The 12,973-nt window shown below is 70.5% G+C and carries 10 protein-coding genes and 1 pseudogene; 6 read left to right on the top strand and 5 right to left on the bottom strand.

Annotated features, from left to right (window positions below; translation table 11 throughout):
• Positions 1-218: 218 nt before the first annotated feature.
• A pseudogene (locus HEP85_RS36340) lies at positions 219-407 on the top strand (ABC transporter); the annotation flags it as partial.
• Here the strand turns inward: HEP85_RS36340 and HEP85_RS36335 are convergent.
• Together HEP85_RS36335 and HEP85_RS36330 are read right to left on the bottom strand one after the other, a co-directional pair.
• The gene (locus tag HEP85_RS36335; RefSeq protein WP_168531721.1) at positions 388-939 is read right to left on the bottom strand and encodes a hypothetical protein; all 552 of its coding nucleotides are present in this window, start codon (positions 937-939) and stop codon (positions 388-390) included. The pseudogene HEP85_RS36340 and the gene HEP85_RS36335 overlap by 20 nt on opposite strands.
• Positions 940-1,043: 104 nt before the next feature.
• A complete protein-coding gene (locus HEP85_RS36330) occupies positions 1,044-2,075 on the bottom strand; it encodes a LacI family DNA-binding transcriptional regulator (protein WP_168531720.1) in 1,032 nt (343 codons plus the stop codon).
• A gap of 280 nt (positions 2,076-2,355) precedes the next feature.
• On the opposite strand from HEP85_RS36330, the gene HEP85_RS36325 reads away from it, so the two are divergent.
• The 4 genes from HEP85_RS36325 to HEP85_RS36310 all read left to right on the top strand — a co-directional run bounded on the left by HEP85_RS36325 (position 2,356) and on the right by HEP85_RS36310 (position 7,885).
• The gene (locus tag HEP85_RS36325) at positions 2,356-3,282 is read left to right on the top strand and encodes a carbohydrate ABC transporter permease (RefSeq protein WP_168531719.1); all 927 of its coding nucleotides are present in this window, start codon (positions 2,356-2,358) and stop codon (positions 3,280-3,282) included.
• A gap of 4 nt (positions 3,283-3,286) precedes the next feature.
• A complete protein-coding gene (locus HEP85_RS36320; protein ID WP_369658002.1) occupies positions 3,287-4,264 on the top strand; it encodes a carbohydrate ABC transporter permease in 978 nt (325 codons plus the stop codon).
• A gap of 117 nt (positions 4,265-4,381) precedes the next feature.
• Positions 4,382-5,722 carry an ABC transporter substrate-binding protein gene (locus HEP85_RS36315; protein ID WP_168531717.1) on the top strand — a complete coding sequence of 447 codons (1,341 nt, stop codon included), beginning with the start codon at positions 4,382-4,384 and terminating at the stop codon, positions 5,720-5,722.
• 102 nt (positions 5,723-5,824) lie between these two features.
• Complete coding sequence (locus tag HEP85_RS36310; protein WP_168531716.1) at positions 5,825-7,885, top strand: beta-galactosidase; 2,061 nt, start codon at positions 5,825-5,827, stop codon at positions 7,883-7,885.
• 144 nt (positions 7,886-8,029) lie between these two features.
• Here the strand turns inward: HEP85_RS36310 and HEP85_RS36305 are convergent, their stop codons facing one another.
• The gene (locus tag HEP85_RS36305; protein WP_168531715.1) at positions 8,030-8,659 is read right to left on the bottom strand and encodes a DUF6629 family protein; all 630 of its coding nucleotides are present in this window, start codon (positions 8,657-8,659) and stop codon (positions 8,030-8,032) included.
• Between the two features lie 286 nt (positions 8,660-8,945).
• Between HEP85_RS36305 and HEP85_RS36300 the strand changes: the two genes are divergently transcribed.
• A complete protein-coding gene (locus tag HEP85_RS36300) occupies positions 8,946-10,673 on the top strand; it encodes an ATP-binding cassette domain-containing protein (RefSeq protein WP_248002218.1) in 1,728 nt (575 codons plus the stop codon).
• A gap of 389 nt (positions 10,674-11,062) precedes the next feature.
• Here the strand turns inward: HEP85_RS36300 and HEP85_RS36295 are convergent, their stop codons facing one another.
• Positions 11,063-11,725, bottom strand: a complete 663-nt coding sequence (locus tag HEP85_RS36295) for a response regulator transcription factor (protein WP_168531714.1) — start codon at positions 11,723-11,725, stop codon at positions 11,063-11,065.
• Complete coding sequence (locus HEP85_RS36290; protein ID WP_168531713.1) at positions 11,722-12,897, bottom strand: sensor histidine kinase; 1,176 nt, start codon at positions 12,895-12,897, stop codon at positions 11,722-11,724. The genes HEP85_RS36295 and HEP85_RS36290 overlap by 4 nt, the downstream gene beginning before the upstream one ends.
• Positions 12,898-12,973 lie beyond the last annotated feature (76 nt).

Here is a 12,973-nt window from a genome sequence, read left to right as displayed (position 1 = left end):
GGTCTCCCTCTTCCCGCGGGCGTGCCGGCCTCCGTATCGGGCCTGATGCCGCCCCGCTGACCACTGCTCCGAATGTCGACGCCGGTGTTTGCCGATTCGCCGGGCGCTGAGGCAGCAACGGCAGGGAGGCAATGCGGCATTGCCTTCCACCGCCCGGTTCCAGGGCGCTGAAACCATCGTGAAGCCGCGCTGGATGCGGCTGCCGCAACCTCTGGGGCATGACGACATCGACATCGCACTCACACGCCATCGCGGCCAAGGGGATGCGCAAGGCCTACGGGGACAAGACGGTCCTCGACGGCATCGACCTGGCGGTGCCGGCCGGCACCGTTTTCTCCCTGCTCGATCCGAACGACGGCGGCAAGACCACCGCCGAGCCCGTGCGCCTCAGCTTGACGGCAGATGCCCGGTCCTCCCGACGCGGCGCGCCCCCGCCGTGGTGCCCGGCCACGACAGCGTGATGCCGTCACCCACCGGCAGCGCGTACCAGCGCGCGGCGAACGCGTCCAGCCGGACCAGGATGCGCTCGACGAGCGCTGCGGAGTCGAGGTCCGCCGCGATCGATGAGAACCATTCGGGAAGGTCCGAGCGCTGCCCCGACCGCAGTCGCCACAACGGATCGCACAGCGAGGCGAGGGTCTCGGAACGGGCCATGTCAGCGCGCTCGGCCGGGCTCGGTGGCCGCTTGGCCTCCCGGCGCGCCTGACGTTTCCGCTCGACGGGATCGACCGCCCAGAAGAGGTTGTTCCGCCCGGCCGCGATCCGGCCGAAGACGCCGCCGGACAGGCCCGCCTCGGCCTCGACCAGGAAGTGCACGGCGTCATGCGGCAGGTGGTCGTCGTAGCCCGGACCCTGTCGCGGTGCCAGTTGCGGTCCGTGTTCCCGCACGACGGTCATGCGGTAGCGGCGCCCGGACACCTTGGTGAACGTCACGTCCATGCCAGGCACGGTACCGACGGCCACGGAAAGATCGCACTCGAATACCCACCTCGCACGAGAGGCGGGGACCCACGCGGCGTGGTGCCCCCTCCCGCAGACAGGTCTCACCCGGCGTCGAGCGACACCCTCGAGTCCCCGTCGCGCAATTCCCCGGTGGGAGGCGGCGCGGTGCTGGCGCGCACCACGAGCTTGGTGGGGACGAGGGTGGTGCCGTGTTCCGTCGCGTCCAGATGCATCCGACGCAGGACGCCCTCGACGCAGAGGCGTCCCACCTCGGCGAAGTCCTGGTGCACCGTGGTCAGCGGCGGCAGGAAGGAACCGGCCTCCGGGATGTCGTCGAAGCCGATGACGCTGACGTCCTCGGGAATCCTCCGGCCCCGCTCGTGCAGGGCCCTCAGGAGCCCGAGTGCCATCTGGTCGTTGGCGGCGAACACCGCCGTGCAGTCCCGCTCGTCCGCGAGGAGCAGACCCGCGCGGTAGCCGGACTCCGCCGACCAGTCGCCCCGCACGAGGGGCGGTGCGACGCGCCCCTCCTCGGTCAGGGCGGCGTTCCACGCGTCGGCGCGGCGCTGCGCCGCGAACGACTCCTCCGGTCCCGCGAGGTGCCAGACCGTGCGATGGCCGAGGTCCAGCAGGTGCCGTACGGCGGCACGGGCTCCGCCCGCCTGGTCGGTGTCGACCACGGCGTAGCGGTCGCCGGCGTCGGAGTCGGCGACGACGACCTGTACATGGGGAGGCAGGGAGATGGTCGCCGCGTCGAGGAGGTGCACTTCCATGATGGCGATGACGGCGTCGACGGCGAGCTCGCCGAGCCGGGAGAAGGCACCCCGTACCTCGTCCTGGGTGGGGACGGCGACGGGCAGGAGGGTGACGGCGTAGCCGTCCTGCGCCGCGGAGGTGGCGATCGCCTCCAGGGTGCGCATGTTGCCCGTGGTGGAGAGGTTGAAGGTGATGACGCCGATGGTGCGGAACTCACCGCGTTTCAGGGCCCGGGCCGCGCTGTTGGGCCGGTACCCCAGCTCCTTCATCGCTGCCAGTACCTGCTGGCGGGTCTCCTCGTTGACACCGTCGTAGCCGTTGGACACCCGGGAGACCGTCTGCGACGAGACGCCGGCCAGCCGCGCGACGTCCGCCATGGACGCGCCCTGCGTACGACGCCCCGGCCGCTTTCCCGTGCGCGTACGGGCCCGATCGAGGTCCGTCGACCCGCTGTCCGCAGTGTCCACCCGTCTCCCCTGCTCCCGAGAAGCCGTTATTTCGGCGACTCTTGACCACCGACATTGGCGCAGTGTAGACATGCCGCCATCAGATGTTTACGTAAACATAACAGGCCAGGGCCCTTTCCGCGGCTGATGTTTACGCAAACATCGCGACGGCGTGCTCCGCCGGTTCCGAGATGGACGAGCGAGGAACGACATGACGACGCTTCAACCCCCCGCGGCCGTGACACGGCGTCCGGAGAGGCCTCCGGGTAAACGGGACCGCCGCTCCTGGACAGGCTGGGGGTTCATCGGCCCCTTCGCGGTGGTCTTCGCCTTCGTCTTCCTGGCACCGATCGCCTATTCGATCTATCTCAGCCTCTTCCGCGACAAGCTCATCGGCGGCACGTCCTTCGTCGGCCTCGACAACTACCAACAGGCACTGCAGGACCAGCAGTTCTGGGACTCCCTGGCCCGTGTCTCCCTGTTCCTGGTGATCCAGGTGCCGATCATGCTCGGCATCGCCCTGTTCGTGGCACTCACCCTGGACAGCGGCCGCCTGTACGGCCGGGACTTCTTCCGGATCTCGATCTTCCTGCCGTACGCGGTGCCCGCCGTGGTCGCCACCCTGATGTGGGGCTTCATGTACGGCACCCGGTTCGGCCTGGTCGGCGACATCAACAGCGCCTTCGACGTCACCCTGCCCGACCCGCTCTCCTCGAACCTGATCCTGGCGTCGATCGGCAACATCGTCACCTGGGAGTTCGTCGGCTACAACATGCTGATCTTCTACTCGGCGCTGCGGGTGATCCCGCAGTCCCTGTACGAGGCGGCGGAGATCGACGGCGCCGGACAGATCCGCGTCATCACGGCCATCAAACTCCCCGCGATCCGCGGCGCCCTGGTCATCGCGACGATCTTCTCGATCATCGGCAGCTTCCAGCTGTTCAACGAGCCGAGCATCCTGCGGCCGCTGGCGCGCAACGCCATCACGACGGACTACACCCCGAACTTCTACACGTACTCACTGTCCTTCAACGGGCAGCAGCACAACTACTCCGCGGCGGTCGCCATCATCATGGGGCTGATCACCATGGTCATCGCCTATGTCGTGCAGCTCCGCGGCATGCGCAAGGGAGCGTAACCCGATGAGCAGCACGAGCAGCACGAGCAGCACGAGCAGCACGAGCAGCACGAGCAGCCCCGTCACCACCGGCTCCCACTCCGCACCCGCCGAAGCCGGCGGCGCCTCCAAGGGCACGCCCCGCCTGCGCACCCGCCGCAAGGACGTGCCCAGGCGCCCCAAGCGCAGCATTCTGCTGACCGTGCTCACCGGCTTGATCCTGGTCTACACGGTGGTGCCCCTGCTGTGGCTGGTCATCAGCGCCACCAAGACCCAGGACGGACTCGCCAACTCGTCCGGACTGTGGTTCAGCCACAAGTTCGCTCTCTGGAGCAACATCCACGACACGTTCACGTACCACGACGGCATCTTCGTCCGGTGGCTGCTGAACACCCTGCTGTACGTCGTGCTCGGCGCCGGCGGCGCCACCCTCCTGGCGATCCTGGGCGGCTACGCGCTGGCGAAGTTCAAGTTCCCCGGAAAGCGCGCCGTCTTCGCCGTGGTCATCGGTGCCGTCGCCGTGCCCGGCACCGCCCTGGCGGTACCGACCTTCCTGATGTTCAGCAAGATGGGGCTGACCGACACGCCCTGGGCGGTGATCATCCCCTCGCTCGTGTCGCCCTTCGGTCTGTATCTGATGTGGGTCTTCGCCAGCGAGGCCATCCCCACCGAACTGATGGAGGCCGCCCGCATCGACGGAGCGGGCGAGATCCGCACCTTCTTCCAGGTGGCCCTGCCCCTGCTCGCCCCCGGCACCGTGACCGTCCTGCTGTTCACCACGGTCGCGACCTGGAACAACTACTTCCTGCCGCTGATCATGCTGAAGGACCCGAAGTGGTACCCCCTGACACTGGGCCTGGACGCGTGGAACTCCCAGGCCCAGACGATCGGCGGCGACGTGATCTTCAACCTGGTGATCACCGGTTCGCTGCTCACCATCGTGCCGCTGATCGCCGCGTTCCTGCTGCTGCAGAAGTACTGGCAGTCCGGGCTCGCCGCCTAAGCAGCGTCAAGGAATAGCCCGGCCTCAGGCCGCCGCCCCCCGCAGCCTCATCTCTTCCTGCTCCCCTCTGTCCCACCCATGAAGAAGTCCCGCCCACGAAGAAGTGGAAGCACCTCCATGCGCAGAACCACCGGCCGCCTGCTGCGCGGCTTCACCCTCCTCTCCGTCCTCGCCCTGGGGGCGACCGCCTGCGGAGGCTCCGACGACAGCAGCTCCGGCCAGAAGGCCGTCTCCGCCACGGACATCCAGGCGGCCCTCAAGAAGGGCGGGTCGGTCACGGTCTGGGCCTGGGAGCCCACGCTGAAGACGGTCGTCGCCGACTTCGAGAAGAAGTACCCCAAGGTCAAGGTCAACCTCGTCGGCGACCGGTCCGGTGACAAGCACTACACCGCTCTGTCGAACGCCATCGCGGCCGGCAAGGGTGTCCCCGACGTCGCCCAGGTCGAGTACTTCGCGCTGAGTCAGTACTCCCTCACCAAGGGCCTCAGCGACCTGGCCCCGTACGGCGCCGACAAGCTCGCCTCCAAGTACACCCCGGGTCCGTGGAACGCCGTGAGCGACGGTGACAAGGTCTACGGCCTGCCGATGGACTCCGGCCCCATGGCGATGTTCTACAACAAGAAGGTCTTCGACAAGTACAAGATCGCCGTCCCGACCACCTGGGACGAGTACGTCGACGCGGCCCGCAAGCTGCACAAGGCCGACCCCAAGGCGTACATCGCCAACGACGCCGGCGACGCGGGCTTCACCACCAGCATGCTGTGGCAGGCCGGTTCGCGCCCCTACAAGGTCGACGGCACGAAGGTGGCGGTCAACTTCGAGGACGCGGGCGCCAAGAAGTACACCGACACCTGGCAGAAGCTCATCGACGAGAAGCTCCTCGCGCCCATCAACGGCTGGACCGACGACTGGTACAAGGGCCTCGGCGACGGCACCATCGCCACCCTGACCACCGGCGCCTGGATGCCCGCCAACTTCGTCTCCGGGGTGCCGAACGCCTCCGGTGACTGGCGGGCGGCCCCGATGCCGCAGTGGGCCAAGGGAGAGAAGGCGACCGCGGAGAACGGCGGCAGCTCCCTCGCCCTGCCCGCGCTGGGCAAGAACAAGGAACTCGCCTACGCATTCGTCGAGTACGCCAACTCCGGCGACGGCGTGCAGAGCCGCATCAAGGAAGGCGCGTTCCCGGCGACCAAGGCCGAACTCCAGTCCACCGACTTCCAGAACATCAAGTTCGACTACTTCGGCGGCCAGCAGGCCAACAAGATCTTCGCCGAGTCCGCCGCCAACGTCGGCAGCGACTGGTCGTACCTGCCCTTCCAGCAGTACGCCAACTCGATCTTCAACGACACCGTCGGCAAGGCCTACATCTCCGGCACCAAGCTGGCCGAAGGTCTGAAGTCCTGGCAGGACGCCTCGATCAAGTACGGCAACGAGCAGGGCTTCACCGTCCAGAAGTAGGCACACGGAGGGCTGCCGCTGAGGAGCGGAGGCTCAGCGGCGGCCCTCCGCCACCCACCACGCACCTCGCACCACCCCGTGCAGCACATCGGAAGGACCGCCATGATCTCCACCCTCCTGTCCCAGTTGCGGCACGGGCCGGACGGTGATCCCACTCCCCGACTCGCCTACGGCGCCGACTACAACCCGGAGCAGTGGCCGCGCGAGGTGTGGGAGGAGGACGTACGGCTGATGCGTGAGGCCGGCGTCAACATCGTCTCCGTCGGGATCTTCTCCTGGGCCCGCATCCAGCCGGCCGAGAACGAGTGGGACTTCGCCTGGCTCGACGAGATCATGGACCTGCTGCACGCGGGCGGCATCGGCGTCGACCTGGCCACCGCCACCGCGTCCCCGCCGCCCTGGCTCACCACCGCACACCCGGAGATCCTCCCCGTGACCGCCTCCGGCGAGACGCTGTGGCCCGGGGCACGACAGCACTGGCGTCCCACCTCGCCCGTCTTCCGCGAGCACGCGCTGCGTCTGGTACGGACGATGGCCGAGCGGTACGCGGACCACCCCGCGCTGGTGGCCTGGCACGTCTCCAACGAGCTGGGCTGCCACAACGTCTACGACTACTCCGACGACGCCGCCCGCGCCTTCCGCGACTGGCTGCGCGTGCGCTACACGACGCTCGACGCCCTCAACCACGCCTGGGGCACCGCGTTCTGGTCACAGCGCTACAGCGCCTGGGAGCAGATCCTGCCGCCCCGGCTGGCCGCCACCCACCCGAACCCCACCCAGCAGCTGGACTTCAAGCGCTTCTCCTCCGACGCGCTCAAGGACTACCTGCGCGCGGAGCGCGACGTGCTGCGCGAGCTCACGCCCGCGGTGCCCATCACCACGAACTTCATGGTGATGGGCGGCACCAAGGGCATGAACTACACGGACTGGGCCGCCGAGATCGACTTCGTCTCCAACGACCACTACGTGGTGCCGGGCCCGCAGGACCGGGACGAGCTGTCCTTCTCCGCCAACCTCGTCAGCGGGATCACCGGCGGCCGTCCGTGGTTCCTCATGGAGCACTCGACCAGTGCCGTCAACTGGCAGCCCGTCAACGTGGCCAAGCGGCCCGGCGACCTCGCCCGCGACTCGCTCGTCCATGTGGCGCACGGCGCCGACGCGGTGTGCTTCTTCCAGTGGCGCCAGTCGGCGGCCGGTGCCGAGAAGTACCACTCGGCGATGCTCCCGCACGCCGGTGCCGACAGCGAGGTCTTCCGTGCCGTGACCGGCCTCGGGCAGACCCTCGACGCGCTGGCCCCGGTCGCCGGGACCCACCGCGAGCCGGCCCGGGTCGGCATCGTCTTCGACTGGGACTCCTGGTGGGCGAGCGAGCAGGACTCCCACCCGACCTCCCTCCTCGACTACCGGCAGGAGGCGCTGAACTGGTACTCCGCCCTCCTGGCCCTCGGCGTCCGCGCCGACGTCGTCACCCCGCACGCCGAACTGGACCGGTACGAGGTCCTGATCGCGCCGGTGCTGCACGTCGTCCCGGCGCCGCTGGCCAAGGAACTCACCCGGTACGTGGAGAACGGCGGCCACCTGGTCACGACGTACTTCTCCGGCGTCGTCGACGAGAACGACCACATCTGGCTCGGCGGCTACCCGGGTGCCCTGCGTGAGCTGCTCGGCATCCGCATCGAGGAGTTCGGCCCACTGCTCGGCACGGACACGGTCGAGGTCGGTGTGAACGGCGTGAGCGGTGGGGCGACCGGTACCGTGTGGACCGACCGGATCACGGTCACCGACCCCGCGGTGGAGGTGCTGGCCCACTACCGCAGCGGCACGTACGCCGACCGGCCCGCGGTCACCCGCCGTACGGTGGGCCAGGGTTCGGCCGCGTACATCTCCACCCGGCTCGGCGCCGACGGCCTCACCGGCCTGCTGCCGGAGCTGCTCGCGCCCGCCGGTGTCGGCAGTGAACTGCCGGACGCGGCACGCGGGAGCGTCGAGCTGATCGTGCGGCGCGGCGACGGCAGCCGCTATCTCTTCCTGGTCAACCGGACCGACGAGACGGTGGCGCTGCCCGGGATCGCCGGGGAGCCGCTGGTCGGCCGGACGGACGACGAGGGCACCGTCGTCCTCTCCCCCAGGGACGTCGCCGTGCTGCGACAGCCCGCCCCCTGACACCCGCGGTCACCCGGCATCGCGCCGGTTCGAGGGTTCCGCCGCCGTGTCCCCACGTGGGGGCACGGCGGTCCTCGTGGAAGGCCGACACGAGTGGGGACGTCCGGGTCCGGGTCGCGTCGTGCGGTGCCGGCGGCGGCGGCGTCAGTTTCCCCGGCCCGGGGCATCCGGCCGGCGCCGCACCCACCCGTACAGCGCCACCGAACACACCGCGGCGAACCCGCACCAGGTCGAAACGAACTCCAGCTCCCACAGCGCCCAGCAGATCAGCGCGCCCGCGCCGACCAGCAGCCCGAGCAGTCGCAGCAGCCGGTCGCCGGAGAGCAGCAGCGAGCCGACGGTGGCCAGGAGGTAGCCGCTGACGAGCAGTTCCGGGTGGGCCAGGTCGACCACGTAGCCGAGCGTGTGGCCGCGGATCTCGGCCCGCACCGGACGGGTCGCGAGCGCGAACGTGAGGGCGGCGGCGGTGACGACGCCGATCACGAGGGGGATCGTGAGCCGGCGGCGGGCGTGCCGGGGCGCCGCGCACAACACGCCCGCCGACACCCACACGGGCAGCAGCGGAAGGGCGATGGCCGCCCAGGCGACGGTGGCGGGGCCCGTTCCCCCACCGGAGTGCCAGACCAGGGACTCGACGATCTGGTGGGCTCCCAGCAGCAGCGGCAGCGCGGCCAACGGTAGGTCCCGGGCCCGCCGCGCACGCGTCACACAGGCCACTCCCACAGCGGCGATACCGGCACCGGCTGCCAGGTCGGCCGTCGCACTCCAACACATCGCGTCACCATGGGGTCGGCCTTCACGGTATTCCGGATCTACGGTGCCCCACGCTACGGCTCCCGCGGCCGTTGCCCGGCATGGACACGGCCGCCGCGGTCGATGTCCGTGCGGTAAGCGCGCCGTGCGGGGCGCCCGCACCGCGGCTCGCGGGCCGGCCGACCCGCCGGAATACGGGCCGGCGTACCGGCCTCGTGGGGTCCGTCGCCCAGAACCGGCCGGGCCGGTGCGGTGCGCGACACCCGGGTGGGCCGCGTGCCGGGTCGGCCCCTGGCATCCTGCATCCATGCCGACGCCCATGCAGCCACGCTCGTCCGCCGAAGCCTCCTCTCCCCCGCTCAACGGCACGCGCATACAGGCGCGTTCGGTGAGTCAGCAGGTGCGCGGGGCGGGCCGTGTCCTGGATGACGTGTCCCTCGACCTCGCCCCCGGACGGCTCACCGTCATCGCCGGCAGCAGCGGGGCGGGCAAGACCGTCCTCCTGCAGACGCTGGCCGGGCTGCGCGCCCCGACCGAGGGGGCGGTCCTGCACGACGGAGCCCAACCCGGTTCACCCGGGCCGGAGTTCGGGTTCGTACCGCAGGAGGACATCATCCACCGCGAGCTGCCGCTGCACCGGACGCTGGTGTACGCGGCGGGGCTGCAGATGCCCGCGGGCACGCCCGCCGAGGCGGTCACCGCACGCGTGGACCGGGTCCTGGAGACGCTCGGCCTCTCCGCTCGGGCCTCGACGCCCGTACGCGCGCTCAGTGGCGGAGAGCGCAAACGAGCCTGTATCGCGGCCGAGTTACTCACCCGGCCGCGGGCGCTGTTCCTCGACGAGCCCACCTCCGGGCTCGACCCGGTGACCGGGGCCGCTCTGCTGCGGACCCTGAGCGCACTGGCCGAGGAGGGCACCACCGTCGTGCTCACCACGCACACCCTCGCCGATCTGCTCCGCGGTGACCAGGTCGTGTTCCTCTCGCCCGGCGGCGAGGTGGCGTACGCAGGTGAACCGGGCGCGCTGCGCGGTGCGTTCGGGGTCGGCACGGTCGAGGAGGTCTACGGGGCGGTGGCGGGCGGGGCGCGCGCCGAGCGGGCCGTCCCCGCGGGCGTCGGAAAGACCGCCCCACCGGACGCCGGGCGGACCGGTGCCCCACCGTCTCCCGTACGTCCGCGGCGCGTCGGCGCCGTGCGGCAGTGGTCACTGCTCACCCGCCGTGGTACCGCGCTGCTCCTGCACAACCGTCTGTCGGCCGCGGTCCTGGCAGGTTCGCCGGTGATGATCGTGGCGATGTTCGCGGTGCTGTTCCGCGCGGGCGCGTTCGATCCCGCGGCGCCGGATCCCGGGTCGACAGCGATGATCATGTTCTGGATCGCCTTCGGCGCGTTCTTCTTCGGGCTGACCTACGGACTGCTGCAGATCTGCGCCGAGTTGCCCGTGCTGCGTCGCGAGTGGCTGGCCGGCCTGCGGATCGGCCCGTACCTCGCGTCGAAGCTGACCACGATGCTGCCGGTGCTCGCGCTCGCGGACGCGCTGCTGCTGGTGGTGCTGCGGGCGCTGGACCGACTGCCCGCGACGGGGTGGACGACGTACGGGTCCCTGTTCGTGTCGAGCGTGCTGGCCTCGGCCGCCGCGCTGGCGCTGGGGCTGCTCGCCTCGGCCGCGGTGACGGAGCCGGCGCAGGCGACGCTAATGCTGCCGCTGCTCTGCTTCCCGCAGGTGCTGTTCTCCGGGGCGTTCGTGCCGGTGCCGCGGATGACGGGGGCCGGGGAGGCGATCAGCTGGGCGATGACCAACCGGTGGGCGTTCGAGGCGCTGGGCAGCGGGGTCGGCCTGGAGTCGCTGTGGCGCGCGGGTGCCTCACCGCTGGGCCGTCCGCTGCTGGAGTCGTACGGGGACTCGTTCGGTCATCCGGCCGCCCGGGGCTGGCTGGTCCTGGCGGGGTTCGCGGTGCTGTTCCTGGTGGTGACGTGGGCGGTCCTGGTCCGCAAGTGCCGGGAGGGCGTGGTGCGCAGCCGGGCGGGGCGTTGACCGATCGCCAGTCGTCAGGAGGCGCGCCGGGCGCCCGCATGTCTCGGCCCACGCGCCGTTTCCGGCCACGCGGACCATCGGTACAGCCGTCGGCGCTGAGATCGATCATGGCCGGCCGGACCGGCGATCAGTACGAGAGCAGGGATTCGCTGGAAGATCGTCGATCACGGGCGCGGCCCCGCTGCGGTCCGGGCCGCGCCGGTGGCGTTCTTGACCGATGATCAGGCCGAGGAGTAGCGGAAGTTCGCCGAGGAGCCGACGATCGTGGACGTCCCGGATCTTCCCTGCGTGCTCGTACGCCGTCTTCAGCGACTGTTCCTTCGGCGGCTCGTACCCGAGACGTGAGCGACAGGGTATGTCCGGCTTCACCGCGGGGGCCGGGGACACCGTCAGCGAGGCGGGGTGACGAGCCCCATCTCATAGGCCGTGATGACGAGTTGGACCCGGTCCCGGGCGCCCAGTTTGGTGAGCAGGCGTGACACGTGCGACTTGGCGGTGGCCACCGTGATGAAGAGGTCCTCGGCGATCTCGGTGTTCGACCGGCCACGTCCGACCAGGGTCAGCACCTCCCGTTCCCGCTCGGTGATGCCCTCGACCGGCCGGGGGGAGCGCTCGGGGGCCGGCGCGGGACGCCCTCTGAAGTCCGCGATCAGACGGCGCGTCACGCCCGGCGCGATCAGTGCGTCGCCGGCGGCGACCACGCGGATCGCCGCGAGGATGTCGTCCAGCGCCATGTCCTTGACCACGAACCCGCTCGCGCCGGCCCGGAGCGCGCCGTAGACGTGGGCGTCCTCGTCGAAGGTGGTCAGGACGAGGACGCGTGCGGTTGCCGGACCGGCCGTGATCAGGCGGGTGGCCTCGATCCCGTCCATGCCGGGCATCCGGATGTCCATGACCACGACGTCGGGGCTGGTGTCGCTCACCAGTCGGACGGCCTCGGCGCCGGTGGCGGCTTCACCGACGACCTCCAGGTCGGGGTGATCGGCCATGAGCACGCGCAGGCCGGACCGGACCAACGGCTGGTCGTCGGCGAGCACCACCCGGACGGTCATCGGGCCTCCATCGGAACTGCGACGGGTGCGGGCAGCGGCAGCCGGGCCGTCACCCGGAAGCCGCCCTCGGGGCGCGGTCCGGCGCTGAGCCGGCCGCCCAGCAGACCGACGCGCTCCCGCATCCCGATGATGCCGAAGCCCTGGGCCGAGCCCTTCCCGGTGGCGCCGCGCCCGTCGTCGACGATCTCCACGGACAGCTCCTCGTCTCCGTAGCCGATGGCCACCCGGCAACGCCCGATGCCCGCGTGCCGGACCACGTTGGTCAGCGCCTCCTGCACGATGCGGTAGACGGACAGGTCGATGTCGGCCGGCACGAGACGTTGCTCCCCGCTGAAGCACAGGTCGACGCGTACCCCCGCGCCCGCGGTCGCCGCCGCCAGCCGTTCGACGTCCGCCAGCCCCGGCGAGGGTGCGAGCGGTGACCGCTCCGAGACGGTCACGCCCCGATCCGCCTGACGGAGTGACACCAGCGTGCGCCGAAGGCCCGACAGAGTCTCTCTGCTGGTGGCTTCGATGGCGCGCAGGGCCTCCCGCGCCTCCGCCGGCTGGGTCTGGATGACCCGGCCGCCCACACCGGCCTGAATGGCGATGATGCCGATGCTGTGCGCGACCATGTCGTGCAACTCCCGTGCGATCCGCAGCCGTTCGGCGGTCACGGCCTCGGCCACCTCTTGGGAACGTAGCACCACCGCGTGCTCGCGGCGCTCGCGGCTCAGCTGACCGGCCATGCAGGACGCGGCCATCGCCAGAAGCGCGATCACCTCGTTGACGGCCAGGCCGTCCCCGTGCGTGAAGACGCCGATCACCAGGAACTGCACGGCGAAGGACACGGCCACCGCGACGATCGAAGCGCGCCGTACGCAGGTGGCGACGATGAAACCCAGCACGAGGTCCACCGCGAGGTACGACAGGAACTGGCCCTGGTACGACGCCGTCAGGCTCACCGGGCCGGGACTCGGAGGACCCACCACCACGGCAGTGGATCCGAAGAGGGCCATGGCCAGAGCCGACAGCGGCATCCGTCGCACCACGCCGGCGAGCAGGCTCACAGCCAGCAGTGCCCCGACGCCATGGACGGTGCCCGACGCCCGCGGCGCACCCCCCACCAGCAGACCCACCACGAGGAGGTAGGAGACACCCCCCGCCCAGGCCACGGCCTTGGTTCTCGTCATCGGCGGCCTTCCCTCCCGGGAACAACACCATGATGCGCGACGCGCGCAGGCGACAAAGTGGCCGTCATGGGGTTCA

The organism is Streptomyces sp. RPA4-2, assembly GCF_012273515.2.
Lineage (GTDB): Bacteria > Actinomycetota > Actinomycetes > Streptomycetales > Streptomycetaceae > Streptomyces > Streptomyces kaempferi.
Note: the sequence above shows the minus strand (reverse complement) of the source record. Positions and strands in the feature narration are given on the sequence as shown.